We start from the raw sequence: 16,130 nt of genomic DNA, 5'->3' as shown, positions 1-16,130 counted from the left end.
TATCGACAATCCCCTGTACTCAAAAACAAGTAGGACTCGGCGGGTGTCTCATCTCCCGCCGGTAGTCCCCAAGCCGCGAACGGCACAGGGCGCGCGAACAGAAAGGCGACACACCTGGGTTGAGCACCCCATCGGTGAGTCTTGGATTCGGATATGCGTCGGCTACATCCGGCCGTTCGCATCGGCCGGCCGAGGGATTACCGCGCTGTCCTCAGTAATTGCTGACGGAGCTGTCGGGATGCAACGGCAGCAGGACGCGGAACGTGGCGCCCTTCCCCGGCACTGAGCGGACCTCAACGCGACCGTGGTGAGCGGTCACCAGGGAGCGGACGATGGACAGTCCGAGACCGGCACCGCCAGTCTGTGTGCGGCCGCGAGCGGTGTCGGCGCGGTAGAAACGGTCGAAGATGTGGCCGGTCTGCTCGGCCGCGATTCCTGGCCCCTCATCACTCAGCTCCAGCACTGCCTGATCCTCCACGGTGCCGACACCGATGCGTACCGGCGTGCCGGGCGGGGTGTGGGCGATGGCGTTGCCGACGAGGTTGGAGGTGACCTGTCGCAGTCGGGACTCGTCGCCCAGGACGGGGGCGCCACCGGGCGGACCGCCGCCCGGGCCGGTCAGGGTGATGGGACGTTCGGGGGCCAGGGCCCGTAGGTCGTGCAGGGCGTCGGCGGCCAGGGTGCGCAGGTCCATGGGGGTGAGACGAAGAGTCGGATGCACATCACCGGTGGCATCTTCGTCGAGCCTGGCAAGCAGCAGCAGGTCCTCGACAATGCGGGCCAGGCGGCCTGCTTCACGTTCGATACGGCCCATGGCGGCATCGACATCGGCGCGCTCGGGCATGCCCCCCATCCGATACAACTCGGTGAAGCCTTTGATCCCGAACAGCGGGGTGCGCAGTTCATGGCTGGCGTCCGCGACAAAAGTGCGCATGCGCTCGTTGGTGGCGGCGCGAGCGGCGTCGCCGGCTTCGATGCGGTCCAGCATGCCGTTGAGCGCGGCGGACAGCCGGCCCAGTTCGGTGCGCATCGTGTCCGGCTGCGGGACCCGGCTCGAGAGATCTCCGCCCGCGATGGCCGCTGCCGTCGTCTCGATGCGCCGCAGCGGCCTCAGACCGGCCCGCACGCCGAACCAGGCGATGACGCCCAAGCAGACGAGCACCAGGGAATCGATCACCAGCATCCACACGCCCAGCCGCCGGATCGTCGTGTCGACCGGCGCCAGAGAACCGGCCACGACGACGCTGCCGACCTCGTCCACCTGGGCGTCGTGGTCGGTATCCAGCGGGGCAGCGATGACACGCCACTCATCGCCGTCACCCTTGCCCAGGACCTGGAAGGGGTGCTGGTCTCGGGCCGCGACCGCTGCCGTGTCCAGGACCGGAAGCCGGGGGGCGCCATGGGCGGCTGGACGCAGCGTCTGCCGCAGATGCCCTTCGGCATCGAGGTAGGCGACGTAGACATCGCCCGCCAAGTCGCCCTCCACGCCATCGCGCGTCTCCGGTGCCGGCTCGCCGGACGAGTCCTCCGTGTTGGACAGCCGTGCCGCAGTCGTGACAGCGGTGCGCAGCCGGTCATCCAGCTGCTGTACCAGTTGCCGTTGCAGCAGGGTGACGAGCAGGGCGTTACTTGCCAACAGGGCGGCGATGACCAGCAGCAATGTGAGGGCCACGACCCGCCCGCGCAGCGACAGACGGCTGACCGGCCCACGCGTGGCAGCCGCACTCATCCGCGGGGCCTGCGCAGGACATAGCCGGTGCCACGCACCGTATGGATCAGCTTCCGTTCGCCGGTGTCAATTTTGCGGCGCAGGTAGCTGATGTAGGAGGCGACGATGGAGTCGTCGCCGTCGAAGTCGTAGTGCCAGACCTGGTCCAGCAGCTGATCCCTGGACAAGACCTGGCCGGCGTTGTCCATCAGCACGCGCAGCAGATTGAATTCGGTCGGAGACAGCTGCACCGGCTCGCCGCCTCGCGTCACCTGGTGGCTGTCGAGATCGAGTTCCAGGTCGTCGACGACCACGAGCCCATCGAGCCGGCGGCCGCTGGTGCGGCGCAGCACGGCCTGGATACGCAGGATGAGTTCCTCGAGGTTGAAAGGCTTGGTCACGTAGTCGTCCCCGCCGGCCCGCAGGCCGCTGATGCGGTCCTCGGCTGCGTCCCGGGCCGTCAGGAAGAGAATCGGCGGGTGCCCGCTCCCGGAACCGGACGGATGCTCGCGCAGGCGGCGTGCGACCTCGAAGCCGTCGAAGTCGGGCAGCATCACGTCCAGGACGATCAGATCGGGACGCTTGTCACGGACCGCTTCCAGGGCTTGGCCGCCGGCCTCGACCGCAATCACTTCGAAGCCGGCCAGCCGCAAGCTGGCAGACAGCAGCTCACGCAGCGTGGGCTCGTCCTCCACCAGCAGCAGTCGTTGTGTCGTCGTCATGGCACCCGTCCCCGGCTGGCGAATCTCTGTCTTCACTGTCCTGCCTTGCTAGGCGTCACGCTTGCGGAAGACGACGAACGCCGCCGTCATCAAAGCCGCCACGCATCCGGCCATGACGCCCACGCCCGCCCAGGGACTCAGCAACACGGGGTCCTGATAGCTGGTGATGATCTGCCCGCCGGCGATCGGCGGCCAGTACTTCGACACCCAGTCGCCGAGTCCTGCGGGCAGGGCCGGGGCGAAGGCCTGAACGATCAGCATCACGCCGAACAGTGTGGTCACTGTTGCCGTGGTGGAGCGGATCACCGTGCCCAGAGCCAGCCCGAAGAGCCCGGCCAGTGCCAGGTAAAGACCACCACCTGCGATGCCACGCAGTGCCACGCCGTCGGAGAGTGCCAGGTGCGGGGCGCCCGCTGCGGACAGCGACGCCTGTCCCACGAGAAACCCGGCCAGTGACACCGCGATCCCGACCGGCAGCGCCACGCCCACCAGCACCACAGCCTTGGACACCAGCACCCGCGCCCGGTGCGGAACAGCGATCAGGGTGGGGACGATCGTGCGCGCACCGTATTCCGAGGTGATGACCAGGCCGCCCAACAGGCCAAGCGCGATCTGCGCCAGCAGGTAGCCGCGCAGGCTGGTCGCCAACGGGTCGAACGAGGCCTGGTCCGCGGGACTCAGGTCCGCGAACTCACTGCCTGCGGCCGAGGCGTTCAGCGCAGCAAGACCAATGCAGAACGCCAGAGTGCCCACGATCACGTACATTGTCGATCGCATCGTGCGGATCTTGATCCACTCGGCGTGCAGACAGTGCCAGAAGGTCACCCTCCCACTCCCCGCACGATCCGGGTCTCGTCGAAGGCGGGACACGAGCAAGTGCCGACGGGCTTTTGTCGACCTGGCAGGGAGTTGCGCAGGGGCGTGCGTCATCGGCTCGTCTCCTTCTCCGACTGGTACTCCACCGCTTCGCGCGTCAGGTCCATGAATGCCTTTTCCAGCGACACTTGGCGCGGAGCAAGCTCATGCAGCTCCACTCCGCCGAGCGATGCCAGGGCCCCGATCTCGGCGGCTTCCAGACCTGTCACCACCAAGGCGTCACTGCCCTCGGTCCGCACCTGAACGGCTGCGGTGAGCATGCTGCGCAGGGCCTCGGCCTGAGGGGTACGAACGAAGACCTCGCGCTCGGAGTGCGCCTCGATGAAGTCCTTCATCGTCGTGTCAGCGATCAGCTTTCCGCGACCGATGACGATGAGATGGTCGGCGGTCAACTCCATCTCACTCATCAGATGACTGGACATCAAAACCGCTCGTCCTTCGGCCGCCATCCTCCGCATCAGCGAACGGATCCACACAATGCCCTCCGGGTCCAGCCCGTTGAGCGGCTCGTCAAACACCAGCACCGGAGGATCACCCAACAGGGCCGCGGCGATACCCAGCCGCTGACGCATTCCGAGGGAGAACGTCCCCGCACGTCGGCGACTCACCTTCTCCAAGCCGACTTCAGCCAGTACCTCGTCCACCCGGTGGCGCGGAATTCCGTTGCCGGCCGCCGACGCCGACAGATGGTGATAGGCGGTACGGCTGGGCAGTACCGCGCCCGGATCCAGGAGCGCCCCGACCACCTTCAGTGGCGCGGGCTGCGCGGCGTAGGGCCGACCGGCCACTGTCGCAGTCCCTGAACTGGCAGCGTCCAGTCCCAGAATCATGCGCATCGTGGTCGACTTGCCGGCTCCGTTGGGCCCCAAAAAACCGGTCACTTCCCCGGGGCGGACAGCGAATGTCAGATCATCCACAGCCATGACCTCGCCATAGCGTTTCGACAGGCCGCAAACTTCGATCATCGAGACTCCAGACGGCAGTGGTGCACGCGACCGACGCGTGCACCACGCACTGTCCGCTACCGACGTGGGCCCGATCTGGACGAACATGAACGTTTCATGGCAAGGCCAAGCCTCTGACCTGGGAAGACCCAACAGACAGTGCCCGATGCCTCTGGGACTCCCATGAAACTCACATGTTGAGGTCCGGCCGACAGTCATCTGTGGCCATACCTCAACGGCAGGTCAGAAACCGTGCAGGAAGCGACCGACCCCCGCCACTTGATGCCGTTGTCGACGAGGTAGCGCATCGCATCGCATCGAGTATCACCCGGTGGCAGTAGGCCTCCGGCTGTCCGCCCCGGCCCCGCAGCCAGGCCGGCACCGGCAGCAGCGGCCGGACCACAGCCCACTCCGCGTCCGTCATGTCCGAGGGATACCGCCGAACACGTTCCGGGTGATCGGCCGCGTTTCGGAACCGGTGAGCGACGCAAACACACGTTGGTAAAGCCGAGTTGAACTCCACCGGCGCGAGCACGTACAACTGCGGCAACGAGGTCTCCTGGATCTCGGTTGGCTTCGCAACCCCGAGCTACCAGGAGGCCTTGCCCTCATGCACGCGGCCGACCGCGGTCACCCGATCGAGACTCCCGTTCGACGCACAACCCTCAAGATCGAAACGACAACAACTGCTGAGGCGTACTAGGAGGAATGGGTCGGTGTCCCGCTCGCCTCGCCTGCGCGCTCGAAGGTCATCACCCAGCGCTCCCTGGGGTGTGAAGGATCTTCGTGGATACCGGCGAATTTCCAGCCCTCTGACTCGATCGCCGAGGTGTACCGGTCCTGGATCTGCTGACTCGAACTGGCCAATCTGTGAACGTAGGTGGCTTCACCCCGTTCCCGTGCTCCGATAGCACCTTGAGTCATGCGCTTACGCGCCCACTTCTGCAATATCCCCACGGCTGACCCCTCCCTGCCAAGTCGGGCCCCATAGCCCAACCATGGGGACGATAACGGCAGGCCTGCCCCGCTCTTGGCCCGGGGCAGGCGTTGCTGAGCCGTACCTGTCGCGGCCGCCGGCGCTGCCACGAGGCCCTGATCTCATACACGCGGCCGACTGCGGTCACCCGATCGAGACTCCCGTTCGACGCACAGCCCTCAAGATCGGAACGACAACAGCCACTTAGGCGTAGGCAACCGCTCCTCTCGTGAGCCGGAACAACAGTTGCTGGACTGCTGGCCCATCCTCATCGACCTTGAAGGGGCGGCTCGTCATCGCGCTGGCTGGGCGCCAGAAATGTCGCCGCGAGTTGCAGGGCGTCTTCGTGTTCCATCTTTCCTCTCCAGTCCGTTGGCTCAACGATGGGCACCCTCGCCGTCCTGGGATGATCTTCGGATGGCTGGTGTGATCACGGCGTTGGAGCCGTCTTGGATAGCCCCGTTTTCCGGGCTGCGCCCGCGCCATTTCGGGAAGCTGATCACAGCCTTGCGGCGGTAGGGCGCGGATCCGGTGCGCAAGGGTCGGCCGTGGAGCGGCGAGTTTCGGTGATCCGGTGCGGCGGGAGGCGGCTCACATCAGGGTTTGCTCTGCGTAGCCTTGTGAGAGACCGAGACCGGAGGTCGCAATGCCCTCTGAACTTCTCGGCCATGCTTCGGGGTCGATCGGCAGGCCCCGGGGCGGTTGTGACGATCCGCCGCGCGCTGCCGCCTGAGCTGCGCGACCGCCACCAGGCGGCGTTGGGCGACGCGGACCCCGAGGACCATTTCGCACTGGTCGCGCAGTAGGCGGGGGTCGCGCAGACGACCACCGATGCGGGCGCGGATGCGGCGGCCGGCGCCGTCCGGTCCGGGACTGCGGCCATGTATGAGATGGGCGACGCGTTCCCCGGGCTGGCCGGGAGACTGTGAGCGTGAGCTGATAATCGGGTGGTCTTCGCGGGCGGCGCTCGGGAGGCCTTGCGTGGGCCTCCCGAGCGCCGTGGTTGACGAACTCCCGCCGTCTGGCGCGGGACTGCGAGAGCCTGCACGAAGCGGACACAAGCTGCCGCAATGCCTCCCCCCAATCCGAGCGGAACTATGCCTGACCAGCAGGAATCAAGTTCGGCTGCGATACGGCTTCTTACGCCTCATCCAGGAACACGCTCACCTCGTAGCCGGCTGCCTCGCCGAGACCGGCCTACCCATCAGACCCACCTGATCAGCGGCGCGAGACCACGAGTTCGACCTCAGGTAGGGGAGTCCCGGAGGCTGTTCGAGAGGCAGCTGATCGAAGTCCGCGCCTGAGGGGCCTCTCAGGCCGCCATCAGCGCCGCGACGGCGCGGTCCATTGCGGCGTTGAACTCTTCCGGCGTCAGTGGCAGGCGGGACTTGACGTCCCGACTCCACTGGTCGGCGAGGACCTCGGCCAAGCCCGCCTCGACGCCGTCGAGCGCCGCGTCGGCCAGGTCCGCCGGCGCGATCTTGTCCACCGGCCAGCCCGCCGCCATGTCGGTGTCGGCCAGACCGAGGTGCACCGCTGTCACCAGGGTGCCCTCTTCGGCGAGTTCCAGGCGGACGCCGTTGGTCATGGCCCAGGCGGCGGCCTTGGTCAGGTGGTAGGCATTGGCGCCCTTGCCCCCGAACCATGACATGGCGGAGAGAACATTGACGATCGCGCCCCCGCCGTTTGTGGCGAGCGCCGGCGCGAACTCCCGGATCATTCCCAGGTGGCCGAACATGTTGGTCTCCAGCTCGTGCCGTACCGCGTCCAGTGAACCGGTCACCAGGTCGGTGCCCGTACTGATGCCGGCGTTGTTGATAAGCAGGGAAACGTCCGGGGCGGCTTGGGCTGCGGCCTTCACGGATGCGGGATCGGTGATGTCAAGGGGGAGCACTTCGACGCCGGGCAGGTCCACGGTCTGCGGTCGGCGGGCTGTCGCGTAGACCTTGCGGGCGCCGCGTTCGATCAGGCGTTGGGCGAAGGCGCGGCCCAGGCCGCGGTTGGCTCCGGTGACAAGGGCAACTGAGTTGTTGATGTCCATGCCCGGTACGCTAAAACCTGACGTTAACGTCAGGGGCAAGTGCTGGTCGGCGGGGCCAGGGGGAGAGGTACCACCATGACTGTCTCAGGGGCCGCGGACGAGCGGTTGATACGCATCGGTGAGGTGGCGCGGGGTGCCGGCGTCTCGGTGCGCGCGGTGCGCTACTACGAGCAGCAGGGGCTTCTCGTGGCGGAGCGCAGCCCGTCCGGCCAGCGCCTTTACCGGCAGGATGCCGTCACCCTGGTCCGTTTCTTCCAGCAGATGTTCGCCGCCGGCCTGACCAGCCGAAGGATCACGGAGCTCCTTCCGTGCTGGGTCGTGGGGCACACAGACGCCGAGCAACGAGCGATGCTGCGCGCCGAGCGGGACCGCATCCAGGCCAAGGTCGACGACTTGCAGGCCGTCCTGGACCGCCTCGACGAGGTCATCGCGGTCACGGACACGCACCCGTAGCCGCGGTCGGCAAGCTTGCTCTCGTATCTTGGGTCGCACTCCATCTCGCGGCGATCCTCATGGGAGCCGACGCGGCCCCGGCACCGTCAGATCCTGAAGATCCGTCGTGCGTTGCCGGACAGGAACAGCTCGGTGGCTTCCTCGTCCAGGCCCAGTTCGCCGAGGTGTTCCAATGCCTGGCCGGGGGTGATCATGGGGTAGTTGGTGCCGAACAGCACCTTCCTCCGGCCCCGGCTGCGCAGGTAGTCGACCAGCTCGGGCGGGTAGCGGCGAGCGGTGTAGGCGCTGGTGTCGATGTACACGTTGGCGTGCTTGTCGGCCACCGCAATCATCTCCGTGGTCCACGGGTAGCCGATGTGCCCGCACACGATGGTCAGCTCAGGGAAGTCGAGCGCGACCTGACGATGTACGGAATGGGGCGGCCGGTCTCGGACGGACGCAGAGGACCGGTGTGGCCGACCTGCGTGCAGAAGGGGATGTCGAGGTCCACGCAGGCTGCGTACAGCGGGTAGTAGAGCCGGTCGGTGGGCGGAAGCTGCCACAGCCAGGGCACGATCCGCAGGGCCACGAACCCGAGTTCCTCCAGAGCCCGGCGCAGTTCCCGCACGGCCGGGACCGGTCGGGCGAGGTCCGCGCCGGCCACCCCGCGCAGCCGTCCTCCGGACTCGGCGACGAACTCGGCCACTTCGTCGTTGCTGATCAGTGGCCCCTGGGGCCCGTACCAGGCTGCCGAAAGACCGATCTCCACATCAGCGGCCGTCATCGCAGCCACCGTGGCCTCGACAGGCAACGGCTCCTCTAGCAGGCTCCGCCCCGTCCACCGACGCAGGGACTCGAACATCTCGTGGTTGGTGTGACGGAGCGTGGGGTGCTGCATCCACGCATCGATGACCGACATCAGGTTCCCTACCTCTCTCGCGGTGCCACTGGTCACACCGAGGGCGGCTAAGAACTCCTAACAGAATGATCTTCGAGGTGGTTGGATCACTCCTGGACCGATGAATCCGGGGGTGCGGGGTGGCGCGGCCGAAGCCGTGGGAAGTCGATGACGAGCTGTGGGCGGTGATCGAGCCGCTGCTGCCGAGGGTGGAGCGTCGGGCCCGGCATCCGGGACGCAAGCGACACCCGGACCGGCTGGTGTTCCAGGGCATCCTGTTCGTGCTGCACACAGGGATCGCCTGGGAACACCTGCCGCAGGAACTCGGCTTCGGTTCCGGCATGACCTCCTGTTGGCGCCGCCTGGCCGAGTGGACCGAAGCGGGGGTCTGGCCCCGGCTGCACGAGGTCCTCCTCGCTGAGCTGCGCAGCGTGAACGCCCTGGACTTCTCTCGGGCTGCGGTCGACGGCTCCCACATCCGGGCGTTAAAGGGGGCTCCAAGACCGGACGAAGCCCTGTCGACCGGGGCAGGACGGGCAGCAAGCACCACCTGATCACTGATGCCACCGGCATCCCGCTTGCCGTCACCTTGACCGGCGGCAACCGCAACGACGTCACCCAGCTGATTCCGCTGCTCCAGGCCGTGCCGCCGGTGCGGGGCAAGCGAGGCCGGCCCCGCCGTCGACCAGACGTGGTGCTGGCCGACCGGGGCTACGACCACGACAAGTACCGCCGTCTGGTCTGGGATCTTGGCGTGAAGCCGCTGATCGCCCGCCGCGGCACCGAGCACGGCTCCGGGCTTGGCACCCAACGCTGGGTCGTGGAGCGCGCGTTCGCCCACCTGCACTGGTTCCGTCGCCTGCGGATCCGCTGGGAGATCCGCGACGACATTCACGAAGCTTTCCTCACCCTCGGATGCGCCCTGATCTGCTGGAGGCGTCTTGCCGCGTACCGATAGCAGCCGACCCCTGCACCAGAATCTCCTCAAGCCGGTCAGTGCACGCGATCCCCACACTCCGCTGGAAGCAGCATGGCACCTGGCGGCAGTTCGCCCGGATGTCGGGCGATCACCCGCAGGCATGCTTCGAGAGAGCCCTCCGCGAGGGGGTACTCGAGGGTGACTTCGCTCAGCACGGTGATGGCACCCGCGAGATGCATTTCCGCTGCATGCACACCGTCGGTGAGACAGCCGGCCAAGATGCCGAATGCTGCTGTGCCGCCGCTGCCGGCGACACACTCGCGGATCTCGAAGCGCCAGTGCGCAGCCGCGTCGGCCAGCAATGACTTGCCCCTCTCGCCCAGCCCGACGAGGAAATCAGTGCGGGCCCGCAGATGGTGGGCGATGGCACAGCAAATGGGAACCGCAGTGCCGTCAGGAGCCATCGCCCGCGTGTACCCGGCATGCGGATAGCACGACAGAGCCTCATCAAGCAGCCCCAACGCAGTGTCCCTTGCCGCCGGATGCCCCTGCTGCGCGATGTCCAGAAGCAGCGGGGTCGCAACGACAGCCGCTGGGAACACAGCGGCACTGTGGCCATGAACGACTCCACCGCCACCAAGCCGCGAGCCGGCCTCCGCCGCCTGCGCCAGGTCCGCTGCCTCGGCCAGGGCCCTCAGACCACGGACGGCACGCTCCGGTTCATACCAGTCGAGATGGCCCGGTATGGAACCCCAGTCCACCGCGTCGATCTCATCCAGCACACCAGCATCCTCGCACCCGGCCGTTACCTACCGCCCAAGCTTCAATGGGCCTTGAAGGTCCTTCTGTTAGTGGTTCTAAGAGAGCATCTGATCAATGTTCAGGACGATGTGGGTGGCTTGTCCGTTTCGATTCGCCAGGTTGGTGTGGATTCTCCGGTGAGTTCTCGGCTCGTTTTGTTAGCCATGGCCCAGTGGATCATTGTGCGGGATCTCTGGGGCAGAGCTTCGTAGTCTCGAACGAGGCGCCGGTGCTGCATCAGCCAGCCAAAGGTGCGTTCGATCACCCAGCGTTTCGGCTGGGGCTGAAATCCCTTGGTGGTAGGCCGTTTCACGACCTCGACGTCGATTCCCTTCGCGGCTCCGTGCTGGAAGACGCTGGTCTGGTATCCGCCGTCGGCCCAGACCTTGGTCACGCTGGGATGTGACGCGGCAAGCTCGTCGAGCAGGCGTTTTCCGCCGGTGGAGTCGTGCACCGAGGCGGCCGTGACGATGACAGCCAGGACCAGGCCAAGCGTGTCCGTGGCCACATGGCGCTTACGCCCTTTGATCTTCTTGCCGGCGTCGATGCCCTGACTCGCCTCAGCGACGTTCGCGGAGGTCTTCACGCTCTGCGCATCAATCACCGCAGCCGACGGGGCCGCAGGCCGGCCATGCGCGCGGCGGGACTTGTCGCGCAGCAGATCGTGAACGTGCTGGGCGGTGCCGTCCACTTCCCACTTCGCGTAGTAGTCGTAGACGGTCTTGTACGGCGGGAAGTCGTGCGGCAGGTACTCCCACGGGATACCCGTGCGGTTGACGTAGAGGATGGCGTTCACGATCTCCCGCAGCTCATGCACCCGCGCCGCGATACCTGGACCGGTCCGGGCAGCCCGCCAGGCCACGAACACCGGCTCGATCAACGCCCAACGGGCATCGGACACGTCGCTGCGATAAGGGCGTCGAGAACTCACGAGACCCGCAACGACCCACAGTCGCCACAGTCACAGCGAGCACCCCAAATCACCTGCAAGCCAGATCAGTTGCCCTCTAAGCGAACGCTTACCGCGACCCTAGCCGGTGCGCGCCTTCCCCAACCACCCCCCCGCCCAGCCCCACCTCCCAGGTCGAAGAGATAGGCCCCGGCTTGATCTTTAACGTCTGAGCGGTTGGTCAGCCGCTGAATAGGATCAAGCTCAGTGGTTGTATCTGAACCTGCCTCAGGTGTGCAGCTCCGTCGTGTCTACGACTCGAGGAGTTGGAGCACGTGCGGCCAACTGTCGGCCTTTGCCTGGGCGTTAGTCGCACGGGTTCCGCCAAGCGGGCCGGCGCCGCTGTCCACGCTGTCGGGAAGATAGGGAAGGCCCGCAAGGGCGTGTCCGGCCTTCGGGTAGAGCAGGGCCTGGTACGTGTGGCCGGTGGCGTTGTGTTCGCGTGCGATCGATTCGGCGGACGGCAGCGAGCCCCATATCCGGTCGTCACCGCCCGCGATGGCCAGTACAGTGCCGCGGACGTGGTCGAGCGGGATGGGGACCAGCTGCAGACCTTTGCCGTTCCTGGTCCATGCGGCATGTCCTCGCCCGCAGCTGAGGCAGTCCTGGTAATAGGCTCCGTTGGTGTTCCGGCTGGGCATGTACACCACGGCGTTGTCGACCAAATCCGGGTAGTACTGGGCCATCAGCTGGGCCGCTTCGGAGCCACGGGACGCGCCGATGACCGTGAGGCCCGTGGGGTCGGCCTGTGGCTGGGCACCCAGCAGGCGGGCTGCGGAGGCGAAGTACTCCAGGGGGATGCCGGACAGGTTCTTGGGCCGTCCCTTGCAGCTGAAGTAGCACAGAGCCAGGGCGGGGTGGCCGCGGGAGGCCAGCAGTGCTGCCGTGAGCAGGGAGCCGGTACCGCCTTCCGAACCGCCGACGAGCAGGACCGGAGCACGGCGCTGTCCGCCCGCGGGAGGAAGGAAGAGTTCCCCGTTCAGTCTGTCGTGAGCCACGGTGAGTGTCGTGTGACGCACTCCGCGCACGGTCCAGTTGCGGGTGAGCTGTCGCTCGGCGATGGTGCGGCTGCCGGCTTGGACCGTGAGGCACACCTGGTAAGAGGTGACCGTCTGCGGATCAGCGGTGTGGAACCAGCTCTTGTCAGGATCTCCCTGCGAGGGGGTCATGGACCAGAAGAGGCCCATGCCGTCGACTCCGCGGTATGTCCCGCCCATGGGCTTGGCACGATCCAGGTCCACAACGCCCCTGTCGTCGGCGTTGAAGACGGCGCGGCCCGTCCAGGCCATGCCTTCGGCATCAGTGGCCCGGGCCATGACCGTGACTTTCTCCCCGGAGGCCAGATTGCTGATCCGGGTGTGCACCGGCTCGTCCGCCAGAGCAACCGGCTTGTCAACGGAGATGGTGGCCGTTCGACTGTGCTGGACGTCCGGTTCGTGGCTTCCGCCGCAACCTGCTGAGGCCAGCAGGACCAGAGACGCCGCGCCGGTTGTGATTCGTCTTCCCGCTCTCTGCATGCATGCAGTGTGATCGTCTGCATCGCGTGCTCCAAGACGGATCAGAAATGGCGACGGGCTGGGTGGACAGTGCCGACGCCATTCAGTGGCGCCACGAAGTTCAACAGATCATGGAGGCCCTCGCACCACCCAGCAATCACTAACGGTGACCGCGTCACAAGAGGCGGACCAGAACCCGTTGAGAATGGCACAGCCAGCGGGCAACGCCGATCGCTTCCAGGCGATCTCGCTGGCTGTCCAACAGCCCTGTCCACACCGTGTGCCGGTGCTGCTTGATGGGAAGCCGTTGTGCGCCGAGCGCGGTCTGGCGAGGTCGGGTCAGTGTGCTGGTGCGACGGTGCCGTCGGCCTGGTAGAGCGGAACGGGGAAGCGTGTCGAGGCCGATTCGAAAGCGCGGTGCTCGGCGGTGAGGCGTGCGGTGAAGTCGGGCTGGGCGGTCGGGCCGAAGCCGACGTTGGGGTGCGATCCGTCCAACAGGGGATACACCGTGTCGCAGTACTCGTCCGGGTCGGCCCCGTGATTTGGACCGGGGCCGGCGAGCTGGGTGGCCACGGCCGGCGGGATCAGTTCCACCACCCGGCATGGGGTGGCCCGAAGCGCGTGGCGCAGGTTCACGGTGTAGCTGTGCACGGCGGCTTTGGCCGCGCTGTAGAGCGGTGCGAAGGGCATGGGCTGGAAGGCGCCGCCGGAGGTGACGTTGACGTACACGCTGGGGCGGCCATGCTCCAGGAGCTGCGGCACGAGGAGCCGGGAAAGGTGGACCGGCCCGGCGAGCAGGATGTCGATCTCGTTTTGGACGTCGGCCCACGGCGCGTGGTCCACGGCGATTCCTACACGCCGCTGGATCCCGGCGTTGCTGATCACGACGTCCAGGTTCGGCATGACCTGCCGAACGTGGGCGGCAAGCTCCTCGCGGTCCTGGGGGTTGGCGATGTCGCTGACGAAGGTTTCCAGGCCGGGCAGTGCCTCGGAGACTGCGGCCAGCCTGTGGCGGCTGCGCCCGGTGACCAAGACGCGATGTCCGTCCCTGAGGAAGCGCTCGGCCAGGCCGAAGCCGATCCCGGAGCTGCCGCCGGTGATGAGGACGTTGTGGATGGTCTCTTCTGTTGCCATGTAAACAGCATGGCCCATTCGTGTTTACACGGCAACTCCGGCATACACTGAGCGCATGACCACACCGCTCGATGACGCTGAGATGGCGCAGTGGGTCGCCTGGAAGCGGGCCAACGACGCCGTCACCACCGCCGTGGCGAGCGAGATCTACAAGGCTTCTGGCCTGTCCGTGCCGGACTTCTCGATCCTTTCGAGAGTGATCGAGGACGGCGGAGGCCGCATGCCGCAACAGGAGCTCGGGCTCATGCTCCAATGGCAGCGGGCGCGGCTGTCACGTCAGCTCTCCCGCATGGCCGAGCGCGATCTGCTGACTCGGGAGGGCGGTCCGGGCAGGCGTCACGTCATCATTGCCTCTGACGCCGGCCGCAGAGCCCTGGCCGCCGCCCGGCCCGCTCATGCACGCGCCGTCCGGCATGCGCTCCTCTCCCACGCCATGGACCGGGAAGGCTTCTGGACAGCTGTCCGTCTCATCGCCGATGCCCCTGAGTCCAGCCCGTGACGAGGGCGAAATCACCAGGGCCGCAACGCCCGCGCAAGCCGTATCCTCACCCGGATACCACGCGGCGGGCAGGCTCACCACGGAAGGCGGGGGCGCCCCGTCGGATGGAACCAGGCCGACGCCCGGCCGGTGATCGTCCTGACCGACGGCAGGACGCCGAAGGCCGTTTCGGTGTCGGGGACACCCCCCCCCGCGAACCGGCGCTGTCGGGCACGCAGGGCAAGGAAGCCTCCAGCCACCAGCGCCTGGAGGCTGCGTGCCGAGCGGGGGTGGGCGAGTCAGTTGCGTCCAGCCTGCTGAGGGCCCGATCAACGGTCTGACTCGGGTCCTCGCCAGCGACGGCTGATGCCCACCATGCTCGCCCGGTGTGCGAGGGAGGCACCCCTTCGAGCCCGGCCGTCCGCGGTCGGACCGCGCCAGTCGGCGTGTGCTCTGTGTGCCGCGGTCTCGGGCCGGCAGCGCGAGGGGGATACGGAGGAGTTGCGGGGTCGGGCTCACCAGGTCTGTTCGCCGGCGCGGACCAGGATTTCGTTGACGGCGGCGCGGCGGTCGCGGGTGACCATGTAGCGCACGGCGACGTCCGCGGGCCACCGGTTCCCTCATCGCCCTCATGTACACCCGACCGAGCCGGACTGCTCGTCAACGGGCCCGAGCCCGCCTTCTGTTGCACCATCGGCTGGGCCTTCTTCTGCACAAGCCGGAGTCCGCGGCTTGCTGTCGTCGCTGGTGCACCAGGTCCTCCGGGTCCGTCGCATAGGGCTCGTGGCCGATCACAGGGGAGTCCAGCTGCGCGCTGGTCTCATGTCAGCGCGTCGCGGCTTCGGCGACCTTGTCCGCGACCTGCGCCGCGTGCTGCCGCCGGACCGAGGCCCGCGCCAAGTCTTCGGCACTCCACATCACGCTCCCCTCCTGCGCTGTCTACTCCAGACCCAGGTGGGCCAGCTGCATGCGCCGTTCCGGGTTTACCTAGCCTTTCAGGCTCCGCTGAAAGGTTTGTGACGCGCGGATTTGGACGGGGAGACTGGCGGCGCTCGCTGAAGGTCGGAGCGTCATAAGTCTGTGTGGAAGGACGTCATGAGTCTCAGCAGAAAGCTCAACCACGCACTCGCCGCGAGCCTTCCGGGTGTCACGGTGCTCCGTGAGAGGGAGCACCGCGCAAAGGTCCTACGGGGGATTCACATGCGCAAGAGGAGCAGGGTGGGTGCGGTGCTGACCACCGCCGTAATCGCCGCCGCCATGGTGGGAGCCGGCACGCCGTCAGCCGGAGCGGCCCGCGGGTGCTGGCAGAGCGGTGGGCGCTGGTGGTGCAACAACGTGTCGGGGGCGCCCGTCTACGGCACGATGGGAGCGAGCACGCAATACCCCGACCCCGACGTGATCGTCGGCTACATGTACTCCAACCCCAGTTGGTTCGACTGCAAGATGGACGATCAGGCCTGGGTGGGCGGACCGCACCCGAGGCGCTGGGAGTTCACGAAGGCGGACAATGGGCAATGGGGCTGGATGAAGGACACAGCGATCTCCAGCGAGACGAACCCGTTGCCCAACTGCTGAGTAGGCGTGGGGGAGTGTGGACATCCCCTTCGCGGCCCCTTTCACCCATGCGCTGGCTGAGTTGCGGATGAGGGAGGACAGGGTCACGTTGCTCAACATCGGAAATTTGCTCGCAGGCCCCGTCGATGAGCAGCAGGAGCCGCACGGCAACCTGTTCACGGCTCGTCACCCTCTCGGCAGC

At 66.9% G+C, this 16,130-nt stretch carries 16 protein-coding genes and 2 pseudogenes; 6 read left to right on the top strand and 12 right to left on the bottom strand.

Annotated features, from left to right (window positions below):
- Positions 1 to 211: 211 nt before the first annotated feature.
- The 5 genes and pseudogenes from ACIQI8_RS44255 to ACIQI8_RS44235 all read right to left on the bottom strand — a co-directional run.
- Entirely contained in the window at positions 212 to 1,729 is a 1,518-nt protein-coding gene (locus ACIQI8_RS44255; RefSeq protein ID WP_402364676.1) for a sensor histidine kinase, read from the bottom strand.
- Positions 1,726 to 2,430, bottom strand: coding sequence for a response regulator transcription factor (locus ACIQI8_RS44250; RefSeq protein ID WP_402364673.1), 705 nt, complete (start codon positions 2,428 to 2,430; stop codon positions 1,726 to 1,728). Before ACIQI8_RS44250 ends, ACIQI8_RS44255 begins: the two co-directional genes overlap by 4 nt.
- Before the next feature lie 48 nt (positions 2,431 to 2,478).
- Positions 2,479 to 3,255, bottom strand: a complete 777-nt coding sequence (locus ACIQI8_RS44245) for an ABC transporter permease (protein ID WP_402364670.1) — start codon at positions 3,253 to 3,255, stop codon at positions 2,479 to 2,481.
- 101 nt (positions 3,256 to 3,356) lie between these two features.
- Positions 3,357 to 4,271, bottom strand: a complete 915-nt coding sequence (locus tag ACIQI8_RS44240) for an ABC transporter ATP-binding protein (protein ID WP_402364667.1) — start codon at positions 4,269 to 4,271, stop codon at positions 3,357 to 3,359.
- A gap of 251 nt (positions 4,272 to 4,522) precedes the next feature.
- Positions 4,523 to 4,773, bottom strand: a pseudogene (locus tag ACIQI8_RS44235) (transposase); the annotation flags it as partial.
- An 870-nt stretch (positions 4,774 to 5,643) separates the two neighbouring features.
- On the opposite strand from ACIQI8_RS44235, the pseudogene ACIQI8_RS44230 reads away from it, so the two are divergent.
- Both ACIQI8_RS44230 and ACIQI8_RS44225 read left to right on the top strand, forming a co-directional pair.
- Positions 5,644 to 5,742 (top strand): annotated as a pseudogene (locus ACIQI8_RS44230) (IS5/IS1182 family transposase); the annotation flags it as partial.
- Positions 5,743 to 5,894: 152 nt separating this feature from the next.
- Positions 5,895 to 6,032, top strand: coding sequence for a hypothetical protein (locus ACIQI8_RS44225; RefSeq protein WP_402364664.1), 138 nt, complete (start codon positions 5,895 to 5,897; stop codon positions 6,030 to 6,032).
- Positions 6,033 to 6,538: 506 nt separating this feature from the next.
- Here the strand turns inward: ACIQI8_RS44225 and ACIQI8_RS44220 are convergent.
- Positions 6,539 to 7,267 (bottom strand): SDR family oxidoreductase, encoded by a 729-nt coding sequence (locus ACIQI8_RS44220; protein ID WP_402364661.1) that lies wholly within the window; start codon positions 7,265 to 7,267, stop codon positions 6,539 to 6,541.
- Positions 7,268 to 7,342: 75 nt separating this feature from the next.
- Here ACIQI8_RS44220 and ACIQI8_RS44215 point away from each other — a divergent pair, with 75 nt between their 5' ends.
- Complete coding sequence (locus ACIQI8_RS44215; protein WP_402364658.1) at positions 7,343 to 7,720, top strand: MerR family transcriptional regulator; 378 nt, start codon at positions 7,343 to 7,345, stop codon at positions 7,718 to 7,720.
- A gap of 86 nt (positions 7,721 to 7,806) precedes the next feature.
- On the opposite strand, the gene ACIQI8_RS44210 is transcribed toward ACIQI8_RS44215, so the two are convergent.
- Together ACIQI8_RS44210 and ACIQI8_RS44205 are read right to left on the bottom strand one after the other, a co-directional pair.
- Complete coding sequence (locus ACIQI8_RS44210; RefSeq protein ID WP_402364655.1) at positions 7,807 to 8,088, bottom strand: amidohydrolase family protein; 282 nt, start codon at positions 8,086 to 8,088, stop codon at positions 7,807 to 7,809.
- A gap of 5 nt (positions 8,089 to 8,093) precedes the next feature.
- The gene (locus ACIQI8_RS44205) at positions 8,094 to 8,618 is read right to left on the bottom strand and encodes an amidohydrolase family protein (protein WP_402364652.1); all 525 of its coding nucleotides are present in this window, start codon (positions 8,616 to 8,618) and stop codon (positions 8,094 to 8,096) included.
- Positions 8,619 to 8,737: 119 nt separating this feature from the next.
- Between ACIQI8_RS44205 and ACIQI8_RS44200 the strand changes: the two genes are divergently transcribed.
- Positions 8,738 to 9,555 (top strand): IS5 family transposase gene (locus tag ACIQI8_RS44200; RefSeq protein WP_402364649.1). Its coding sequence is split into 2 segments (ribosomal slippage): positions 8,738 to 9,067 and positions 9,070 to 9,555, totalling 816 coding nucleotides; the frame shifts between segments, so codons are not numbered across the junction.
- Between the two features lie 35 nt (positions 9,556 to 9,590).
- Here the strand turns inward: ACIQI8_RS44200 and ACIQI8_RS44195 are convergent.
- From ACIQI8_RS44195 to ACIQI8_RS44180, 4 genes are all read right to left on the bottom strand, one after another.
- Entirely contained in the window at positions 9,591 to 10,298 is a 708-nt protein-coding gene (locus tag ACIQI8_RS44195) for a hypothetical protein (protein ID WP_402364647.1), read from the bottom strand.
- A 98-nt stretch (positions 10,299 to 10,396) separates the two neighbouring features.
- Positions 10,397 to 11,248 carry an IS5 family transposase gene (locus ACIQI8_RS44190; RefSeq protein WP_402364644.1) on the bottom strand — a complete coding sequence of 284 codons (852 nt, stop codon included), beginning with the start codon at positions 11,246 to 11,248 and terminating at the stop codon, positions 10,397 to 10,399.
- 269 nt (positions 11,249 to 11,517) lie between these two features.
- Entirely contained in the window at positions 11,518 to 12,582 is a 1,065-nt protein-coding gene (locus ACIQI8_RS44185) for an acyl-CoA thioesterase/bile acid-CoA:amino acid N-acyltransferase family protein (RefSeq protein WP_402364641.1), read from the bottom strand.
- Between the two features lie 519 nt (positions 12,583 to 13,101).
- On the bottom strand, positions 13,102 to 13,896 hold the full coding sequence (locus tag ACIQI8_RS44180) for an SDR family NAD(P)-dependent oxidoreductase (RefSeq protein ID WP_402364638.1): 795 nt from the start codon (positions 13,894 to 13,896) through the stop codon (positions 13,102 to 13,104).
- 55 nt (positions 13,897 to 13,951) lie between these two features.
- Here ACIQI8_RS44180 and ACIQI8_RS44175 point away from each other — a divergent pair, with 55 nt between their 5' ends.
- Together ACIQI8_RS44175 and ACIQI8_RS44170 are read left to right on the top strand one after the other, a co-directional pair.
- Positions 13,952 to 14,395 (top strand): helix-turn-helix transcriptional regulator, encoded by a 444-nt coding sequence (locus ACIQI8_RS44175; protein ID WP_402364635.1) that lies wholly within the window; start codon positions 13,952 to 13,954, stop codon positions 14,393 to 14,395.
- 1,074 nt (positions 14,396 to 15,469) lie between these two features.
- The gene (locus tag ACIQI8_RS44170; RefSeq protein WP_402364632.1) at positions 15,470 to 15,949 is read left to right on the top strand and encodes a hypothetical protein; all 480 of its coding nucleotides are present in this window, start codon (positions 15,470 to 15,472) and stop codon (positions 15,947 to 15,949) included.
- Positions 15,950 to 16,130 lie beyond the last annotated feature (181 nt).

The organism is Streptomyces sp. NPDC092369, assembly GCF_044755245.1.
Classification (GTDB): domain Bacteria; phylum Actinomycetota; class Actinomycetes; order Streptomycetales; family Streptomycetaceae; genus Streptomyces.
The sequence above is the reverse complement of the archived record's forward strand: the minus strand, read 5'-3'. Positions and strand labels throughout refer to the sequence as shown.